General features: G+C 51.7%; 18 protein-coding genes. 7 read left to right on the forward strand and 11 right to left on the reverse strand.

What is annotated here, in order from left to right; genetic code table 11:
• The first annotated feature begins 19 nt into the window (after positions 1-19).
• Entirely contained in the window at positions 20-805 is a 786-nt protein-coding gene (gene allE, locus ACX9GU_RS20215) for a (S)-ureidoglycine aminohydrolase (protein ID WP_024486475.1), read from the forward strand.
• 1,329 nt (positions 806-2,134) lie between these two features.
• On the opposite strand, the gene ACX9GU_RS20220 is transcribed toward allE, so the two are convergent.
• The 9 genes from ACX9GU_RS20220 to ACX9GU_RS20260 all read right to left on the reverse strand — a co-directional run bounded on the left by ACX9GU_RS20220 (position 2,135) and on the right by ACX9GU_RS20260 (position 13,063).
• Entirely contained in the window at positions 2,135-3,481 is a 1,347-nt protein-coding gene (locus tag ACX9GU_RS20220) for an MFS transporter (protein WP_473192703.1), read from the reverse strand.
• 131 nt (positions 3,482-3,612) lie between these two features.
• Positions 3,613-4,920 (reverse strand): uracil/xanthine transporter, encoded by a 1,308-nt coding sequence (locus ACX9GU_RS20225; RefSeq protein ID WP_473192704.1) that lies wholly within the window; start codon positions 4,918-4,920, stop codon positions 3,613-3,615.
• 71 nt (positions 4,921-4,991) lie between these two features.
• Positions 4,992-6,353 carry an allantoinase AllB gene (gene allB / locus ACX9GU_RS20230; RefSeq protein WP_473192705.1) on the reverse strand — a complete coding sequence of 454 codons (1,362 nt, stop codon included), beginning with the start codon at positions 6,351-6,353 and terminating at the stop codon, positions 4,992-4,994.
• Positions 6,354-6,427: 74 nt separating this feature from the next.
• Entirely contained in the window at positions 6,428-7,882 is a 1,455-nt protein-coding gene (locus ACX9GU_RS20235; RefSeq protein WP_473192706.1) for an allantoin transporter, read from the reverse strand.
• Positions 7,883-8,087: 205 nt separating this feature from the next.
• Complete coding sequence (gene glxR, locus ACX9GU_RS20240) at positions 8,088-8,969, reverse strand: 2-hydroxy-3-oxopropionate reductase (protein ID WP_473192707.1); 882 nt, start codon at positions 8,967-8,969, stop codon at positions 8,088-8,090.
• Positions 8,970-8,979: 10 nt separating this feature from the next.
• A complete protein-coding gene (gene hyi, locus ACX9GU_RS20245) occupies positions 8,980-9,759 on the reverse strand; it encodes a hydroxypyruvate isomerase (protein ID WP_021180091.1) in 780 nt (259 codons plus the stop codon).
• A gap of 11 nt (positions 9,760-9,770) precedes the next feature.
• Positions 9,771-11,552 (reverse strand): glyoxylate carboligase, encoded by a 1,782-nt coding sequence (gcl, locus tag ACX9GU_RS20250; RefSeq protein ID WP_473192708.1) that lies wholly within the window; start codon positions 11,550-11,552, stop codon positions 9,771-9,773.
• 134 nt (positions 11,553-11,686) lie between these two features.
• The gene (allR, locus tag ACX9GU_RS20255) at positions 11,687-12,502 is read right to left on the reverse strand and encodes an HTH-type transcriptional repressor AllR (RefSeq protein ID WP_021805438.1); all 816 of its coding nucleotides are present in this window, start codon (positions 12,500-12,502) and stop codon (positions 11,687-11,689) included.
• 69 nt (positions 12,503-12,571) lie between these two features.
• A complete protein-coding gene (locus tag ACX9GU_RS20260; RefSeq protein ID WP_024484428.1) occupies positions 12,572-13,063 on the reverse strand; it encodes an ureidoglycolate lyase in 492 nt (163 codons plus the stop codon).
• A gap of 352 nt (positions 13,064-13,415) precedes the next feature.
• On the opposite strand from ACX9GU_RS20260, the gene allS reads away from it, so the two are divergent.
• The gene (allS, locus tag ACX9GU_RS20265) at positions 13,416-14,339 is read left to right on the forward strand and encodes an HTH-type transcriptional activator AllS (RefSeq protein ID WP_179252220.1); all 924 of its coding nucleotides are present in this window, start codon (positions 13,416-13,418) and stop codon (positions 14,337-14,339) included.
• 9 nt (positions 14,340-14,348) lie between these two features.
• On the opposite strand, the gene ACX9GU_RS20270 is transcribed toward allS, so the two are convergent.
• Positions 14,349-14,690, reverse strand: a complete 342-nt coding sequence (locus ACX9GU_RS20270; RefSeq protein WP_473192709.1) for a hypothetical protein — start codon at positions 14,688-14,690, stop codon at positions 14,349-14,351.
• 350 nt (positions 14,691-15,040) lie between these two features.
• Between ACX9GU_RS20270 and ACX9GU_RS20275 the strand changes: the two genes are divergently transcribed.
• The 4 genes from ACX9GU_RS20275 to ACX9GU_RS20290 all read left to right on the forward strand — a co-directional run bounded on the left by ACX9GU_RS20275 (position 15,041) and on the right by ACX9GU_RS20290 (position 17,204).
• A complete protein-coding gene (locus tag ACX9GU_RS20275; protein ID WP_473192710.1) occupies positions 15,041-15,466 on the forward strand; it encodes a hypothetical protein in 426 nt (141 codons plus the stop codon).
• A 5-nt stretch (positions 15,467-15,471) separates the two neighbouring features.
• Positions 15,472-15,687, forward strand: coding sequence for a hypothetical protein (locus ACX9GU_RS20280; protein WP_473192711.1), 216 nt, complete (start codon positions 15,472-15,474; stop codon positions 15,685-15,687).
• A gap of 150 nt (positions 15,688-15,837) precedes the next feature.
• Positions 15,838-16,743, forward strand: coding sequence for an SPFH domain-containing protein (locus ACX9GU_RS20285; RefSeq protein WP_473192712.1), 906 nt, complete (start codon positions 15,838-15,840; stop codon positions 16,741-16,743).
• A 2-nt stretch (positions 16,744-16,745) separates the two neighbouring features.
• The gene (locus ACX9GU_RS20290) at positions 16,746-17,204 is read left to right on the forward strand and encodes an NfeD family protein (RefSeq protein WP_021180097.1); all 459 of its coding nucleotides are present in this window, start codon (positions 16,746-16,748) and stop codon (positions 17,202-17,204) included.
• On the opposite strand, the gene cueR is transcribed toward ACX9GU_RS20290, so the two are convergent.
• Positions 17,201-17,602 (reverse strand): Cu(I)-responsive transcriptional regulator, encoded by a 402-nt coding sequence (gene cueR / locus ACX9GU_RS20295; RefSeq protein ID WP_473192713.1) that lies wholly within the window; start codon positions 17,600-17,602, stop codon positions 17,201-17,203. The genes ACX9GU_RS20290 and cueR overlap by 4 nt on opposite strands.
• 398 nt (positions 17,603-18,000) lie before the next feature.
• Here cueR and ACX9GU_RS20300 point away from each other — a divergent pair, with 398 nt between their 5' ends.
• The gene (locus ACX9GU_RS20300) at positions 18,001-18,564 is read left to right on the forward strand and encodes a YagU family protein (protein ID WP_473192714.1); all 564 of its coding nucleotides are present in this window, start codon (positions 18,001-18,003) and stop codon (positions 18,562-18,564) included.
• Positions 18,565-18,598 lie beyond the last annotated feature (34 nt).

Below are 18,598 nucleotides of genomic sequence, written 5' to 3' on the forward strand. Positions count from 1 at the left end.
ACTAATCAGGAGAATTAACGTGGGTTATATCAATAATCAGATTGGCTATCCAAAAGATATCCTGGCTTCGCGCTCCATTATCAAACGCGACAACTATGCCGTGATCCCACCCGATGGCCTGGTGCGTAACATCATTCCTGGCTTCGAGAATTGCGACGTCACCATTCTTGCCACCCCGAAACTGGGCGCCACTTTTGTCGATTATCTGGTGACGCTGCATGATGGCGGCCGTAACCAGCAAGGCTTTGGCGGTGAGAATATTGAAACCTTGGTCTACGTTATCGAAGGTAACATCACCGCTTCAGCAGACAGCACCGATTATCCACTCACCACCGGCGGCTATCTGTATTGCCCTGCCGGTGTGATGCTGCGCCTGGAGAATACCAACGGCGGCAAGCCAAGCCAGCTATTCCTCTACAAGCGTGTCTACAACCGCATCAAGGGCTATGAAGCCCATGTGGTAAGCAACAACGTCAACAAGCTGGAAAGAATTCACTATGAAGGGATGAGCGATGTGATCCTGCAAGATCTGCTGCCGAAGGATCTGGGGTTCGATATGAACATTCATATCCTCTCCTTCAAGCCAGGTGCCAGCCATGGCTACATCGAGACCCACGTGCAGGAACATGGGGCATATATTCTCAGCGGTGCTGGAGTGTATAACCTGGATAACGAGTGGATCCCGGTCAAGAAAGGGGATTACATCTTTATGGCCGCCTACGTTCCACAAGCCGGTTATGCGGTGGGCCAGGAAGAGTTCAGCTATATCTACTCGAAAGACTGCAACCGCGACGTCGACTTCTAAACCCGCTTCAAGGCCACGCTCCATGTAGTGTGGCCTATTTGATTGAAACAGAGTCTTATTGTTCATTCAGCAATCAATCTTTCCCCTCACCCCAACCCTCTCCCACAGGGAGAGGGAGCTGTTAGCCCCTACTCTTTTGGAAATAAAGAAATCACCTCAGCAAACTCGATCGCCCCTTCTATCAAGCTGAATCTGCCGGTGATCATGAAGAATCACGATACTTTCAGCCCAACTCGATCGGTTCCCTCTCTCTCTGTGGGTAAATAATTCATCTCAGCAAATTCGACCGCCTCCTCATTCGAAGTGAATGACTACAACTTCGAAGTGAATTAATACAACTTCATACATACTCGATCGGTCCCCTCTCCCTGTGGGTAAATAATTCATCTCAGCAAATTCGGCCACCTCCTCATTCGAAGTGAATGACTACAACTTCATACATATTCGATCGGTCCCCTCTCCCTGTGGGTAAATAATTCATCTCAGCAAATTCGGCCGCCTCCTCATTCAAAGTGAATTAATACAACTTCATACATACTCGATCGGTCCCCTCTCCCTGTGGGTAAATAATTCATCTCAGCAAATTCGGCCGCCTCCTCATTCGAAGTGAATTAATACAACTTCATACATACTCGATCGGTCCCCTCACCCTGTAGGTAAATAATTCATTTTAGCAAATTCGGCCGCTTCCTAATTCGAAGTGAATGACTACAACTTCATACATACTCGATCGGTCCCCTCTCCCTGTAGGTAAATAATTCATTTTAGCAAATTCGGCCGCCTCCTAATTCGAAGTGAATGACTACAACTTCATACATACTCGATCGGTCCCCTCTCCCTGTAGGTAAATAATTCATTTTAGCAAATTCGGCCGCCTCCTCATTCGAAGTGAATGACTACAACTTCATACATACTCGATCGGTTCCCTCTCTCTGTGGGTAAATAATTCATCTCAGCAAATTCGGCCGCCTCCTCATTCGAAGTGAATGACTACAATTTCATACATACTCGATCGGCCCCCTCTCCCTGTGGGTAAATAATTCATCTCAGCAAATTCGGCCGCCTCCTCATTCGAAGTGAATGACTACAACTTCATACATACTCGATCGGTCCCCTCTCCCTGTGGGAGAGGGTTAGGGTGAGGGGTCAATACCGGGTCACCTGTTATTCACCCCACTTTTAATATCGCCACCATAAACATTCCCCCTTCACCATTAGACAATAAAAAAACCATACTCTCGGCCAATGAAATAGATCACCACATAGGCAGAGAGAGCATGGTTTTTTATCAATCGGAGCTACTATCAGTAACCAATATTCTATTGGCTATTATTTATTAACCAGTTTTGCCGGAACGCTATAGGTCAGAATAGCCCCCAGTATCATCATACTGGATAGCACACACATCGCGACCAGATTACTTTCCGTGGTATTCTTAAAGTAACCAATAATATAAGGGGAAATAAAGCCACCTATATTGGCAATCGAGTTAATTAGCGCTATCCCAGCGGCAGCGCAGGTCCCCGTAAAGATAGCATTTGGCAAACTCCAGAACAGGGGCGAAGGGACCAGGCTGGAGGCGACTGCAATACATAATGCCACCATCACGATGACTTTATTGTCTGGGAACAGGCCGATAAAAATCAGCGAAACCGCAGCAATACAGAAAGGAACAATAATATGCCAACGCCTTTCTCGATGTTTGTCAGAGCTGCGTGCAGCCATTAGCATAGCGACAACGGCCAGCATATACGGCAGCATGGTCAGCAAACCAATATCCAACACCGAGCTTACCCCCGTATCACGGATCATGGTCGGCACCCAGAAGGCCAAGCCCCCTTGCCCCATCACCGTGCAGAAACAGATCAACCACATTTTCGTGAAGGCGGAAGACTTCAGCATGGTCTTCATTGTCCACTCCTGCGCAGTACCATCAGCACCTACCTTTTTCGATGTTCCCTGCGCCATATCTTGGGTGATCATCTCTTTTTCTTGTGGACTGAGCCATTTAGCACTCTGATAGGTATTATCCAGGAAGAAGAAAATGACGACCGCAATCAGTAATGCACGCGGGCCACTGATAAAGAATAACCATTGCCAGCCGGACAGCTCAAACATGCCATTCATGTTTTCAATGATCCAACCGCAAAGTGGTCCACCAATGATGTTACTTACCGGTATCCCGCAAACAAACAACGCCGTCATTTTTGCCCGCTGGCTTGAAGGGAACCAAAGTGTCAGATAGAGGATCACCCCCGGATAAAAGCCGGCTTCGGCTAACCCCAGCAGGAATCGTGCCAGATAAAACTGCGTGGGATTGGTAATGAAAATACTCAACATTGAAATCGTGCCCCATACCAACATCAACAGGGCAATGACCTTCCGCGCACCATACTTACTCAGTAAGATATTACTTGGCACACCGGCGATAATATAACCAATAAAGAATACGCCGGCGCCGAGGCCATACACCGCCTCCGCCATCGTCACATTACCTTGCAGAATATCCGGCATCATTTGGAACTTTGAAAATGATATCCCTACACGATCAAGATAACCGACGATATAGCTAATCAGTAATATCGGCATAATTCGCCAGGCTATTTTACGGTAGAGTTTAGCCTTGTCGGGACTGGCCAGAATAGCTTGATCAATCTCAGCATTATTGGTCGCCATATCGGATCTCCTTGGTTGGCATCCTGCTATTTCAGATTTTATTTCAGTGTAATTGGATTGACTCGCCCTGATTATCAAAGTCAGAGCGGTGGGAATTTAAACAATATTGATTAATTGCTGTATTATAAAGGCTAGCGTGGTTTCACCTTATCCCACGGAATACTATTCTCAACCAACACCGCCAGCAGCACGCCAATCAACAGGCCATTGCTGAATAGCGGCCTGATGGTGATCGGTACCCCCTGCCAGAAGGAGGAAGGCATACTCATCAGGAATACGCCCAAAAACAGCGGTAGCGCCAGCCGATAAATGTTGCGGCTATTCAGTTCGATCTTGTTGATAAACAGCACCGAGGAGAACAGCAGAGGCAGATAAGAGGCCAGCATAACGGCACTGCTGACCGTGAGCGGAATACTGCAGAAAAATTGCGCTAGCGGCGTCAACATCCCCACCAGCAGGAATACCACGCTGCCGATAATAAACGAGCGCTGGCTGCTGTCTTGTGTCTGGGTCAACAAGCCAATGGAAGAAACAAAAGGCGAGAAAGGCACCACGCCCAGCGGAGCAGCCAGGCAAGTCAGCCCGCCTGAAACCATAAAGCTACGCCGGAACAGGCTTCTGCCCGCCGGGCCGTCAGCATAAAAAATATCGGTACCGCGGATGGCAGCAAAGTTATTCGACACGTTGACCAAACCGGTCAGGACGGCGCTGATCACAATCCCCCCATGTAATTCCTGCGGCCACCCGAGTGGGAACAGCACCCAATCGCTGCCCGTGATCGGCGCACCAGAGGGTGCAAACCACCAGCTGTAAACGCCCCAGCCAACCAAGGTGCCGATTAACAGCGCATATTTGCCGATCGCCCGCGGTAAAAAGGCAATAATGGCGATAATCAGCAGCAACACCGTCAACGCCCAGTAAAAGGCCGGGTAGTTAATGGTCACGACGCCGGTATAAACGCCAAAAGGTAACCCCAGCATCCCTTTCATAAAGATGGTGATTAACTGCGCCCCCAGCAAAAACATAAACGTGGCCATCACCGCAGGACGGAACAGGCGCGCCAGGTGAAACCCCAACCCGCTCACCCCAATCAGGATGGTCAAAATGCCAGAGATCAGGATCCCCACCGCAAGGCTGCCACCAATTTCTGGCAGCGGCGTGCCGTTGGCTGCTTCCGCCAGGGTCAGGGTTAAGATGGTCACCCACCACAGGCCCGTTGGCCCTTCCATAATGGCTCGCCGATGGCCCAAAAACACCTGCGCCAGGCAGGCCAGCGCCGTGGAGATAAAGGTGTATTGGGTGATACAAAAGGTCACACCAGGGGAGAGGTTGAATGCCGATTGCAGGGTCGGCGGGATCACCACCGTATTGCAGAAAATGAAAAAGAACCACTGCAAGCCCGATAACCAACTGCTACGACTGGCACATAACCCGTTCATGGGTGCTTCCTTCATATCCAATATCTCATCATTCACGCGCCCGCCCGGTGACGGGCGCTGATTACCTACTGTTATTGCTGATGTTTAAGCACAAATTTACCGATCGGACGAACGCCAAAACCTGCTTTGAGATCGTAAATCACTTCGCCACGCAGGATGGTTTTGGCCACCCGTGCGTTGATTTTCCGCCCCACATACGGGCTGACCTTATGGCGATACTCGAGATCGCCGCTAGCCAGTACGTAGCTGCTGTTGGGTTGAATGAACACCAGATCGGCATCTTTCCCCACAGCGATGCGCCCCTTATGCTTCAAGCCAAAAATATCGGCGGCGTTGGTCGCCATCAATTTGGCAAACACTGGCAGTGCCATGCCTCTTTTCTGCACCGCCTCATCGAACATGATATCGACGCAGTTTTGTATCCCGGCGATCCCGCCCCAGGCCTGCATGATATTGCCCGCTTTCATATCCGGTGGGCATGGCGAGTGGTCGGAAACCAGGCAGTCGATCTCACCGTTAAACAGCTTATCCCACAGCCCTTTTTGGTTCTGCGCATCGCGGATCGGCGGTGAACACTTGGCCAGGGTGCCAATTTCCTCAAACTGGTCGGTATCCAGCACGAAGTAGTGCGGGCAGGACTCACAGGTGACCTGTTGCCCTTCCAGACGAGCGCGAGTCACTTCTGCCACCCCTTCCGGGCTACTGACGTGGCAAATATGCAAGCGGCAACCCGCGACCTTGGCCAGATACAGCACCCGGCGGATCGCTTCAACCTCGGTAAATACCGGGCGAGAGGCAACATAATCGTGTGCCGTTACGCGTCCTTCCGCCTTGGCCTCTTCCCCCAACGCATCGCAAATCAGGGCGTTTTCGGCGTGTACCGCCACCAACTGATCCAGCTTGGCCAAGGTCTGCAGGCCTTTGAAGTATTCAAAGTCGTTCACGTCGCGGAAGTCATTGCTGACGCTGCGATCGCCACAGGTCGCTACAAAGCATTTATAGGCCACCACGCCAATCTCATCGAGTTCATGCAGCCGATCCAGGTTGTAGGAAACCAGGCCACCAAACTGGGCCGCATCGATGGTGAGCTTGCCTTCTGCCGCCGAGAACTTCATTTCTATCGAGGCTCTGTCCACCGTGGCTGGCAGCTGGTTGAGCGGCATTTCGACCATGGTGGTGATACCGCCCTTGGCCGCAGCACGCGTACCGGTTTCATACCCTTCCCAATGGGTACGGCCCGGTTCTGACATATGCGCATGGGCGTCGATCATGCCCGGTGCCACCACCATTCCGCTGGCATCAATCTCCGCTTTAGCGCCGGTAAGACCATTGCCGATGGCAGCAATCTTGCCCTCTTTAACCGCGATATCGGTAATGATGGCATCATGTTCTAAAACAACCTTACCGTTCTTGATAATTAAATCGTATGACATAATCATGCTCCTTCGTGAAATTAAAGTATCATATTATTACGCTTAGGGTTATTTACTTCTTTATCATATTCACTTCAGGTATATTCTTGCCGATTAACTACTGTTCTACTTTTGAGTAGCGCATATAAACAGAATGCGCTGATAACGCCAACAAACCAGGAAACCCGTGATAAAGGTTCGAGTATCTCAATGAACTTACCGCCCAACGACAGCAACACGGCAAACAGCGTTACAATAAACGCCACGCTGTTAAAGCCGTTATCGTAGTATTTATAATTACCGGGTTCGATATATAAGGTGTCGAGGTCGATCTCACTGCGCATCACGATGAAATAATGCGCCATCATCACGCCGATCACCGGCCCTAAAATTCCGCCGATCACATCCAGGAACAGGTAAATACTTTCCTGATTCTCCATCAGTTTCCACGGGCAGATCATCAGGCTGATGATGCTGGCAATCACCACGCCATTTTTATAGGTGAGTTTTTTCGGTGCGATGGCGGCAATCTGGTAGCCCGCAGGAATGATGTTACCGGTCGCATTGGTGGAGATGGTGGTCATCAGGATCACCAGCACCGCAAACACCGAGGCGAAAATACTGTCCCATTTCTGTACAATATCCAGCACGTTCCAGGTATCAACCCCGTAATGAATACTGGCCCCGGCCAGGATACAGACGCTGGCGACGGCAAATAATAGATATCCCACAACCAGACCCAGCGTTTGTCCCCAAGCCTGCTGGCGGAAGCTGCTGGCATTCTGGGTAAAGTCCGAGGCGCTGACCGCCGGAGCAGCCCATACCGCTACCACCGCATTGATCACCACCAGGAACATGAAACCGCCATTATTGGTCGTTATAGCATTGGCCGGTACATAAGCGATGATATTGTCCAGGCCAGTGATGGAGATGGCCCAAATGGCCATGCCGCCAAACACCACGTAGATGCAGGGGTTGAGGATTGCGGTAAACTTGTTGAGAATGCTGCCGCCTCCCAGGCCAATGGCCACGTTCACCGCCCAGAATATCAGGAAGGCAATCAGCCCAGGCAGGCCGATCCCCAACAGGTTGAAATCCCCACCCAAGGTCAGAAACTGTGGCCACAGTTTGCCAATCAGGATCAGGAAGGCCAGCGAGCCTGCGTAACACTGCAAGCCAAACCACATGATGGCGGCCACGCAGCCTCTGAGGATCCCTGGAAACAACGCGCCACGCACGCCATAAGAGGCACGTAGGATCATGGCAAAAGGAATACCGTATTTCGAACCGGCAGCGCCGTTCATCACCATCACAAAGGCAATAATAAAGGCACTGAGGATAATGGCGGCCATAATGCTTAAGGTGGAAAGCCCAAGAATAAAGAAGCCTCCGACGGCTACATAGTTGGGAACGTTATGTACCGAACCCATCCACAAGGTAAAATAGTTAATTCCCTTCCAGGTTTTCTTATCCGCCTCTTTGGGTAATAGATCCTCATGATAGCCGCGCCGTTGGTAAATCTCTCTCTGCTTATTGCTAATAGATTCCATGACAGGTCCTTCTTATATTATATAAGAAAATAGCGTAGGTAATTTTTTGCTTATTATCACTACAACAAACCGATGTTCTAATCTTTATATTAGTCAAATACCAATACGGCCAAGACAGACAGGAATATAACCATTACACAAATATACGATAGCCAGAATTCAAGTTGCAGGCGGAAGGCACCTGCAACTTGTTAAGCCTTACTCTTTAGCCTGCCACTTTATGGTTAGCCATAATTTCCAACGCCTGTACCAACGCGGAATGGTCGAGATCTTTGGCCCCATTGGCCGCACAGAGATTGAACAGTTCCTGGCAAGTGGCGGTATTTGGCAAACTGAGCGCCAACGACTTCGCACCCTGTAGCGCCAGATTGAGATCCTTTTGATGCAGGGAGATACGGAAGCCCGGCTCAAAGGTCCGTTTGATCATCCGCTCACCGTGCACTTCCAGAATGCGCGATGAGGCAAAGCCGCCCATCAGCGCTTCACGGACCCGTGCCGGATCGGCACCCGCTTTGGCAGCAAATATCAGCGCTTCGGATACCGCTTCGATCGTCAGGGCCACAATAATCTGGTTGGCGACCTTGCAGGTCTGGCCGTCGCCATTGCCGCCGACCAGCGTAATGTTTTTCCCCATCAGGGCCAGCAACGATTTTACCCGCCCAAATACGCCTTCGTCACCGCCGACCATAATGGTCAAGCTGCCCTGCTTGGCGCCGACTTCACCACCGGAGACCGGCGCATCCAGATAATCGGCGCCCAGTTGGTTGATGCGTTTGGCAAACTCCTTCGTCTCCAGCGGCGAGATAGAACTCATATCCACCAATATCTTGTTTTTAAGCTGTGCTTCGGCACAGCCATTGGCCGCAAATAACACCTCTTCCACCTGAGGCGTATCGGGCACCATAATAAAAATGACGTCAGCCTGCTCGGCCACCTGCTTGGGAGTAGCACAGGCGATGGCCCCTTTTTCCACCAGCTCCGGCGGAACCTTATTCAAGGTGTTGGCATACAACTGATGGCCGCCTGCGATCAGCTTTTCAGCCATTGGCGTGCCCATGATCCCTAAACCAATAAAGCCTACTTTCATGATATGTCCCTCAATGTTGATATTGCTTAATCCATGACAGGCCGGCAGCGGTCGTTGTCGCAGGTTTGTATTCACAGCCAATCCAACCGCGATAGCCCATCTTGTCCAGCGCGCGGAACAGATAGTCGTAATTGATTTCCCCGGTGCCTGGCTCATGGCGCCCCGGATTATCGGCAACCTGGATATGCGCGATTTTCTGCAACAGCGTTTCCATGGTTTGGGCCAGCTCGCCCTCCATGCGCTGCATGTGGTAGATATCGTATTGAATAAACAGGTTAGGGCTCGCGACCCAATCCATCAGCTCCAACGCCTGACGAGTAGTTTGCAGATAGAAGGCGGGCATATCGTATTTATTGATCGGTTCAACCAACAGACGGATATTGGCCTTGGCCAGTTCCCTTGCCGCATAGCTCAGGTTAGCGACCACAATCTCATCGGTCTTATGTTGGGCGACGGATTTATCCGGGTTACCGATCAGGCAGTTAATCTGCGCACAGCCCAGCGCACGGGCATATTCCACCGCCAGACCTACGCCATCACGAAACTCGGACTCGCGCCCTGGCAGGCAAGCGATACCCCGCTCACCCGCAGCCCAATCCCCGGCTGGCAGGTTTTGTAATACCTGTGTGAGTTGATTCTCTTCCAGTGCGCCCCTCAACGCCTGCACGGAATAATCGTAGGGAAACATATATTCAATCGCCGTGAATCCCTGCTCTTTGGCACAGCGAAAACGCTGCATAAAATCAACTTCATTAAACAACATCGATAAGTTGGCTGAAAACTTCGGCATGAGCCTGCTCCTTACTGATAGTTGAAGTAGCTGACCGAGGTCGGCGCATCTTCTGGCGACTCGGCAACGGGTTCGAATTCATTGACGTTGTCCAGCTCGGTCCCCATAGAGATGTTGGTGACCCGCTCGAGGATAATCTCCACCACCACCGGAACCTGATGCAGACGCATCAACTCTTGCGCCTGTTGGAAAGCCGGAGCGATATCCTCAGGCTTAACAACGCGGATCGCTTTACATCCCAGCCCTTCGACTACCTTGACGTGATCGACACCGTATTCGCCCACTTCCGGGTTGTTGATGTTTTCATAGGACAACTGGACGCAGTAATCCATATCGAAACCGCGCTGCGACTGGCGGATCAGCCCCAGATAGGCGTTGTTGACCACCACGTGGATGTACGGCAGTTTGAACTGCGCGCCAACGGCCAACTCTTCGATCATGAACTGGAAGTCATAGTCACCCGACAGCGCGATCACTTTGCGCTGCGGATCGGCGGCACAGACCCCCAAGGCCGAAGGAAGAGTCCAACCTAATGGGCCCGCCTGCCCGGCATTAATCCAATGGCGCGGTTTGAACACGTGCAGCATCTGCGCCGCCGCGATCTGCGAAAGCCCGATAGTGGTGACGTAGCAAGCATCACGCCCGAACACCCGGTTCATCTCTTCGTAAACGCGCTGAGGTTTAATTGGCACGTTATCGAAATGCGTTTTACGCAGCAGAGTTTGTTTGCGCTGGAGGCAGGTTTCCACCCACTGTGAGCGATCTGGCAGCGTCCCTTGATCCGCACGTTCACGAGCTCTTGCCACTAACATTTGCAGGGCGATTTTGGCATCGGAAACAATGCCCAGATCCGGGCAGATCACGCGGCCAAGCTGGGTTGGTTCGATATCGATGTGTATCACCTTACGCCCGGCGGTGTATTTATCTACCGAACCGGTGTGGCGGTTAGCCCAGCGGTTGCCGATGCCAAACACCAGATCGGAATCCAGCAGGTTGGCGTTACCGTAGCGGTGTGAGGTTTGTAATCCGGCCATCCCTGCCATCAATGGGTGATCGTCCGGGATACAGCCCCAGCCCATCAGCGTTGGGATCACCGGTACGTTGCAGGTCTCCGCCAGCTCTTGCAGCAGGTCGGCCGCATCCGCGTTGAAGATCCCGCCACCGGCAATGAACAACGGTTTGCTTGCGGCACACAGCATGTCCAGGGCTTTGTCGATCTGCGCCTCAGTAGCCGCCGGTTTATAAGCACCCAGCGAGGAATAGGTTTCCGGATCAAACTCAATCTCGGCCATCTGCACGTCATAAGGCAAATCGATCAGCACCGGGCCTGGGCGGCCAGAGCGCATTAAATGGAATGCCTGCTGCAGCACGCGGGGCACCAGCGCCGGCTCCATGACCGTCACCGCCATTTTGGTGACCGGCTTGGCGATCGATTCAATATCTACTGCCTGAAAATCTTCCTTATGCAAACGCGCCCGGGGAGCCTGGCCGGTGATGCACAAAATGGGAATGGAATCGGCAGAGGCAGAGTAAAGCGCGGTGATCATGTCCGTTCCCGCAGGCCCCGAAGTCCCGAGGCACACCCCGATATTGCCGGCTTTGGCTCTGGTGTAACCTTCCGCCATATGGGAAGCGCCTTCAACATGACGCGCCAGATAGTGTTTGATGCCGCCGTGTTGACGCATCGCGTTATAGAAAGGGTTGATCGCCGCGCCAGGCACGCCGAATGCGGTATTCACGCCTTCCTTTTCCAACACGTGCATTGCCGCATCTACTGCTCGCATAATTGCCATCTAAACGTTCTCCTAAATTTTGGAAAAATTTTCCAAACTTAAAATGAGTTCAAAAAAACCCGTTCAGGTAATAAACGGGGAGGTAACCTCATCCTGCAGCCGTGATCGCGGCTACAGGTTTTGCTTTAAACGTGCTATTTCTTGCTGCGCGACTCGCCTAGCGCGGTACTGATGTCGTTGGCTACGTCACGCACCAACTCCCCCAGTTCCTTGAAACGATCGCTGCTAACGCGCGAGCTAGGCCCTGAAATAGAGATGGCCGCAATGACGTTGTTGTTACGGTCAAAGATCGCCGAAGCCAGGCAATTCAGGCCAAGAGCGTGCTCTTCAGCATCAACGGTATAGCCCTGTGCCTGCGATTGCGCTAAATCCTTACGTAATAGATTTACGCTGGTCAGGGTTTTCGGGGTAAACGAGTGCAGCCCCGAACGTACGAACAAATCCAGCATCTCCTCTTCCGCCAGCGGATACAGCAGCGCTTTCCCTGCCCCAGATGCGTGAAGTGGTAAGCGGCTGCCAAGTGGCGCGCACATCCGCACCATCGCCTGGCACTCACATTGACGGATCAGCACGGCGTCAAAGTTATTCCTGATGGCCAGATTGGCGGTTTCGCCTGATAGCAGCATCAGCCGCCGCATATAAGGGCCCGCCACCGAAACCACGTCCCTGTCATTCATATAAGCCGCACCGACGGTAAACGACTGGATACCGATATGCCACCAGCCAAGCTGGGGATCCTGAAAAACGAATTCCGATTTTTCTAATACTTTCAATAATCTGAAAGTCGTTGATAGCGGTAACTCCAACTTCTCGGATAGCACGGAAACGGACGAGCTTCCTCCGGCATTGGCCAGAAACTGCAGGATCTCCAACCCACGATCCAACGCCTGCGCGCCTTTCGTCGCCCCTGCTTCTGTCGTTGGTCTTCCCTTTCTGCGTACTTCGTTCATTCAGGCTTTCCTTTATTTAGCTCAAGGTTTCCCCGCTATAATAAACAGCCTATGCGCTTGGGGACAGCGCTATCCAAGCACAACCCGGTAAGTCTCTGGCAATGTTTTGACGATACAGTTGTCGGCACCGCCACGATCGACCGTGAAAAAGTCGGTGATCGCGCCATAGGCAAACAGCGGGTGGTGCCAAACATTGCGGTGATAATTCACCCCTTGCTTACCGTTGGTGATAAAGGCGCGCAAAGTATGTAACGGAATTTCGTCCCCTTCCCCGGGTTCAGCAACAATCACCACGAAGCGTTCCCCCTTCATCGGCATAAAAGCCTGCGAGGACAACGGATGTTTCTCCAACACGGAGAACTCCAACGGCAGATCGCAAGGCTCAGATCGGTTGATGCTGACCAGCACCCGATGATCATCGGCCACTTCTACATTGGCAAGATCATGATATCTTTCCGTTTTCCCACCATTAATATGGAAAAAGGGCGCCCCCTCGATCTGCAATACATTCCCATAGGGTGCAAAGGCTTCAGGCGTTAACTCAACGGCAATCAGGTCCATCAGTTTCTCCAGGATCGTTTCAAAAAGGAACATTACTGAATGGGTTCACTCTAGACAGGTCGCCTGAAATTTAAAAGTTAATATTGGAAAAATTTTCCACAACAAGATCCACTGCACATTTTTTGTGCCAACGAGAAAATATTCCATTTATAATCAACAAATTAAAAAACACACCACAGTGATACAGTTTATTAACAGAGTTGTCACTTTCAGCGGTATTCAGCACAGGAAGGGCAAAAAAATGTGAGCGATATCACGGGAAGCCGCTTTATGACTAACCCAAGGCGATTAAGGACAGTAAATTCTTGTTAAACACTAGGAAAACGATGACTGCACCGGTTAAGGAAGCGCTATGCTGGATCACGAAACAATTCGATCGTTTATTAAAGTCGCGGAATGCCAGAGCTTTTCCCGCGCCGCCGAATTACTGCACAAGACCACTGCCACCATCAGTTATCGCATCAAAACGTTGGAAGAAAGCATCGGCACCCAGCTGTTTATCCGCACCACCCGCAGCGTAAACCTGACACCCGCAGGTGAATACCTGCTGGAACGTTGCCGCCAATGGCACAACTGGCTCGACTCCATGCCCGATGAGCTACGCCAGATCAACGACGGCGTAGAGCATCAGGTCAACATCGTAATCAACAACCTGCTGTACAACCCGCTAAGCGTCGCCCGGCTGTTAGCCTACTTGCAACAGCGTTATCCCTTCACGCAGTTTCATATCTCGCGTCAGGTGTATATGGGAGTATGGGATTCGTTGTTGCACGGGGATTTTCAGCTGGCCATTGGCACCACCGGCTCTGAATCACTGGCTAATGACGTTAGCGTCTTGAAATTGGGGGGGATCAGTTGGGCTTTTGTGGTCACGCCAGATCATCCGCTCGCGGCCTGCCAAGACACGGCACTGCATGAAGATCGGCTGCGCAGCTACCCGGCGATCAACGTGGAAGATACTTCGCGCAACCTGACCAAACGCGTTGCCTGGCTGCTGACCGGCCAAAAAGAGATCAAGGTGCCAGACTTGCGCAGTAAACTCGAATGCCACCTACAGGGGCTGGGTGTAGGGTTCTTGCCGAAAAATCTGTGCCAGCCCTATCTGGATAGCGGCCAGTTGATCACCCGTGACGTGGTCAATCAACGGCAACCGTCACCGCTCTCCCTGGCCTGGCGTAACGACTGTGGTAAAGCCGTGGAAGAAATTGTCACGCTGTTCCAACGGCGCGATGAACGCATCACCGGATTTCTACAAGGTATTGATTTACCGGTTTAACACGCGATTTTATCGCTTCTGCGCCGCCACCTGGGCCCGGAGTTTCTTAATCGGCGGTGACGGCTCCCGCTTCAGGACGTGCAGGAATTCATACGCCTTGTCATTGGTCGCGTACTCTGCTGGCACGCCAAAATCCTGGACCATCATCCAGCGCTGGAACAGCTGTGGATTGGACTCTTTGATAAACCACAGCATTTTGACCGCGGTCGTGGCAATGGCCGGGATTGCGGTTACCGTACCATTCACCCATTTATTCAGGGTGCTGCGCTGCACCCCCAAGAGTATGCACAGTGCAGGTTGCTCAATGCCTAATCGTTCCAGATAGCTTTTAAACTCTGCTTGATTATCCACCCTGCGATTTCCTCTTACTCTCTACAGACATGACGCAGTTTAGCACATAAATTCCGTCCCCCACAGCTACGTAAATTCCGACACAGGGTTAATTTAACTCAAATTAAGGAGCTATTAGCTACGTTTAAATGTTTTATGAGATCTGTTCTCAGTAGCTGACAAAAATTGACATTGGTCAACAGAATGGTTAAAACGTGATGCTTACCTAAGAATATTCTGTAGCATCAGTTCGGTAAATCAACAAACCAGGCTAAATATCACTTTATTTAGTAGCTAATAGCTTCTAATAAAACGCATAAACAAATGCAGGAACACTCCGGTGCCATCCTGACTAACTCGAAGAACTAAAAATGATAATTAGGACACTGTCTACCATGGTGATTGCCATCTTGCTGGCTGGCTGCACTTCTACGGCGTCGCGCATGGCTGAATGCGAAGCACGGGGCGTTTCCAAAGAAACCTGCTATCTGGCCGAACAAAACCGCCAGACCGCCATCTACGCTGCGGCAGAGAAGCAGGCGTTGGAAAATGCGGCGAAACAATACGCGCAGTCGGCAAAGAGCAAGACACTGCAGGCACGCATTGCCGGGATAGACATCAAGATCTCGCCGGATATCAAGCAGGGTTACATTGAGCAAACGGCAGCCGCGTTGACCGAAGAAAACCAGTATGCGCAGGTTTATCAGAAAGGTGTTTACACCGCCATCTGGTACCGGCAGAAACACAAGATTGTGTTGCTGCGTGATGGCCAAATCGTCGGCAGCGCCAAAGGATAGCCCTCTTGAAAAAATCCCAAACCGACAGATTCAAACATTTGCCCGAGATGCAGCAATTCGTTTGTCTAAAAGCGCTCCAACATATCGAGCAGACCAATCTGCAGTCCGGCGTGATCGGCATGGCGGTCAGCGTGTTGCTGACCGACGGCCACACGGTGACGCTGAGCAAATTCGATGCGGATCCTGAAGAAGTCTCCATTATCACGTCATGGCAGCGGTAAGACGGTGCCAGATAAACCTGATAAAAAGTGCGTATTCGCCGTGAAATCCTCAGGTTTTCTGCAAAAAACAGTCTTATCCTGGTGATACATTAGGCATTCCCCCTGTCGCTGGCGTAATATCTAGCAATATGTCTGACAGGAGGTTGTGCCATGTTTACCATTATTCCGATCGTGATCGTTGTCGCGCTGATTATCGTCTTCTCAAGTATCAAAATCGTCCCGCAGGGCTACCAATGGACGGTAGAGCGCTTCGGCCGTTATACCAAAACGCTGATGCCGGGTTTAAACCTGGTAGTGCCTTTTATGGATCGTATTGGCCGCAAGATCAATATGATGGAGCAGGTACTGGATATCCCTTCCCAGGAGATTATCTCGCGCGATAACGCCAACGTGGCAATCGATGCGGTCTGCTTTATCCAGGTGGTCGATCCGGCTCGCGCCGCCTATGAGGTCAGTAACCTCGAGCAGGCGATCGTTAACCTGACCATGACCAACTTCCGTACCGTGCTCGGTTCCATGGAGCTCGACGAAATGCTGTCACAGCGCGATAGTATCAACACCCGCCTGCTGCATATCGTCGATGAGGCGACCAACCCTTGGGGCGTCAAAATTACCCGTATCGAAATCCGTGACGTTCGTCCACCCGCCGAACTGATTGTGGCGATGAACGCCCAGATGAAGGCCGAACGAACCAAACGTGCGGACATCCTGGAAGCGGAAGGGGTACGTCAAGCCGCGATCCTGCGCGCCGAAGGGGATAAGCAATCCCAGATCCTGAAAGCCGAAGGCGAGCGCCAGTCAGCGTTCTTGCAGGCAGAAGCGCGTGAACGTGCCGCCGAAGCAGAAGCACGGGCTACCCAGCTGGTGTCTGACGCCATCGCCACCGGTAATATCCAGGCGATTAACTACTTCGTAGCCCAGAAATACACCGACGCATTGCAGAAGATTGGCTCTGCCAATAACAGCAAAGTGATCATGATGCCGCTGGATGCCAGCAGCCTGCTGGGCTCTATCGGCGGTATTACCGAATTGCTGAAAGACAGCAAAGGTAAGTAATTATGCTGGAACAGATCGCAGCAAACCCTCAATGGTTCTGGATCTCGCTAGGCGGGCTGCTGTTGGCCGCGGAAATGCTCGGTGCCAGCGGCTATCTGCTGTGGAGCGGCGTTTCTGCGGTGATTGTCGGGGTGATTATCTGGCTGCTGCCGGAGTTGAGTTGGGAGTGGCAAGGCTCGCTGTTTGCCGTGATGACCATCGCCGTGGCCTATCTATGGTGGTACTGGCTGCGCAAGCGGCCAACGGCAACCAGCGGTTCTCCGGTGCTCAACCAGCGTAACCGTCAACTGATCGGCACCCGCGCCACGCTGACCGAGGCGATGCATAACGGCCATGGCCGCATCAATATCGCCGACAGCAGTTGGCGCGCGCAAGCCAACGAGGATCTGCCAATCGGCACCGAAGTTGAAGTGGTGGCGGTCGAAGGCACCACCTTGGTGATCCGCGCCATTATCCGCTAGCCTTGGTGGCAGCAGCCTGCCAGATTATTAATGATCGGGCAGTCTGCGCCTTCATCGCCAGGGCATTGATCCGCCAGCGCCAGCAGGCGTTGGCGCATTTCCCCCAGTTCGCTGATGTGCTTTTCGATATCGGCAACTTTCTGCAGCGTGCGGGCTTTGACATCGGCACTGTGCCGCCCCGGATCGTTGAACAACGCGACCAGTTCACGGCACTCATCAAGATTGAAACCCACCTGACGAGCCTGGCGCAGCAGCGTCAGCTCTTCAATATGCCTGGCGCTATAGCTGCGGTAGCCGTTGTCCGTACGGATCGGGGCGGTCACCAATCCTTTCTCTTCATAAAAACGGATGGCTTTGCTGGTCAAACCGGTTTTTTTGGCAACGTCGCTGATATTCACTTTATCCCCCTTGACCTTACCCTTGCTGGAAGGTCCATGTACCCCACTGCACCCAAGTGACAGTAGTAACTCAATAAATTATAACCCCATTACTCCCCAATTACCCCCTTTTGACCTTCTGTCTGTGGACGCATAGGGGCATGCTAGTAAGAGGATTTAAACTTACCGCATCCGCCCGGACCCTCGCGTTTTGATAATATCGTCAACCTCCTGGGAAATAGGGTTGCGGCAACGGGGGGCGAAGACACTGGGCAACAGCTCACCAAATACAGCCCGTATATCGCCTGACGAGGCTGTACCTGAAAAAATTGTCATATCTCGATGCTTTCAGTAATACGCAGCAACATGCTCGTAACATATAATTAGGGCTCATTTTTCCTTTTCACGGACGTGGAGTTATGAACATTTGCAGTAAAGTTAATTTACGTATTTTTTTGTGGGCAACTTTCATCGGTGGTGCGATCAGTTCACTGGTAAAATCAGGCTCTGAGGCCAATATGCCGCCGCGCATCGTCGGTGAGGCATCGCCGCCCGCCCTTAACATTGATGCCTGGCTTGGCTGGCTGGGAATTAACTCCCATTCTATGGATTATGTTTACCAGAGCGTAACGATCCCCGGCGCAGTGATGCTTTATCACTGGATGTTCAGCTTCATCTTTGCGGGCCTTTACGTTCTGGTTTCGGCTTATACGCCCAAAATCAGGCTCTGGTATGGTGCGGCTTACGGTATTGTGATCACGCTGGCCATGCACGGTTTCCTTATCCCGGCGCTAGGATTCAGGCATCCGGCCTATCTCTCAGGTGAAACTGGCTGGCTCTGGAACCTGAATGGGTATGAGTTCTGGAGTGAACTGATCGGTCACATTTGCTGGTCAATCTCCATTGAAGTGAGCCTTATCGCTGTGCTGGCGTTGTTTGCCCGACCAATCACGGGGATGTGGTCAGCGAACAACATGAAGTAAAATATTGCTAAAACGCTTAAACCAGCCTTCGGGC

This window comes from Serratia sp. K1WW1, from assembly GCF_055790865.1.

Bases quoted from the DNA above. Each gene is read 5' to 3' on its own strand.
- ACX9GU_RS20220 (WP_473192703.1), bottom strand. From the start codon at position 3,481: ATGGCGACCAATAATGCTGAGATTGATCAAGCTATTCTGGCCAGTCCC.
- ACX9GU_RS20225 (WP_473192704.1), bottom strand. From the start codon at position 4,920: ATGAACGGGTTATGTGCCAGTCGTAGCAGTTGGTTATCGGGCTTGCAG.
- allB (WP_473192705.1), bottom strand. From the start codon at position 6,353: ATGTCATACGATTTAATTATCAAGAACGGTAAGGTTGTTTTAGAACAT.
- ACX9GU_RS20235 (WP_473192706.1), bottom strand. From the start codon at position 7,882: ATGGAATCTATTAGCAATAAGCAGAGAGAGATTTACCAACGGCGCGGC.
- glxR (WP_473192707.1), bottom strand. From the start codon at position 8,969: ATGAAAGTAGGCTTTATTGGTTTAGGGATCATGGGCACGCCAATGGCT.
- hyi (WP_021180091.1), bottom strand. From the start codon at position 9,759: ATGCCGAAGTTTTCAGCCAACTTATCGATGTTGTTTAATGAAGTTGAT.
- gcl (WP_473192708.1), bottom strand. From the start codon at position 11,552: ATGGCAATTATGCGAGCAGTAGATGCGGCAATGCACGTGTTGGAAAAG.
- allR (WP_021805438.1), bottom strand. From the start codon at position 12,502: ATGAACGAAGTACGCAGAAAGGGAAGACCAACGACAGAAGCAGGGGCG.
- ACX9GU_RS20260 (WP_024484428.1), bottom strand. From the start codon at position 13,063: ATGGACCTGATTGCCGTTGAGTTAACGCCTGAAGCCTTTGCACCCTAT.
- allS (WP_179252220.1), top strand. From the start codon at position 13,416: ATGCTGGATCACGAAACAATTCGATCGTTTATTAAAGTCGCGGAATGC.
- ACX9GU_RS20275 (WP_473192710.1), top strand. From the start codon at position 15,041: ATGATAATTAGGACACTGTCTACCATGGTGATTGCCATCTTGCTGGCT.
- ACX9GU_RS20285 (WP_473192712.1), top strand. From the start codon at position 15,838: ATGTTTACCATTATTCCGATCGTGATCGTTGTCGCGCTGATTATCGTC.
- ACX9GU_RS20290 (WP_021180097.1), top strand. From the start codon at position 16,746: ATGCTGGAACAGATCGCAGCAAACCCTCAATGGTTCTGGATCTCGCTA.
- ACX9GU_RS20300 (WP_473192714.1), top strand. From the start codon at position 18,001: ATGAACATTTGCAGTAAAGTTAATTTACGTATTTTTTTGTGGGCAACT.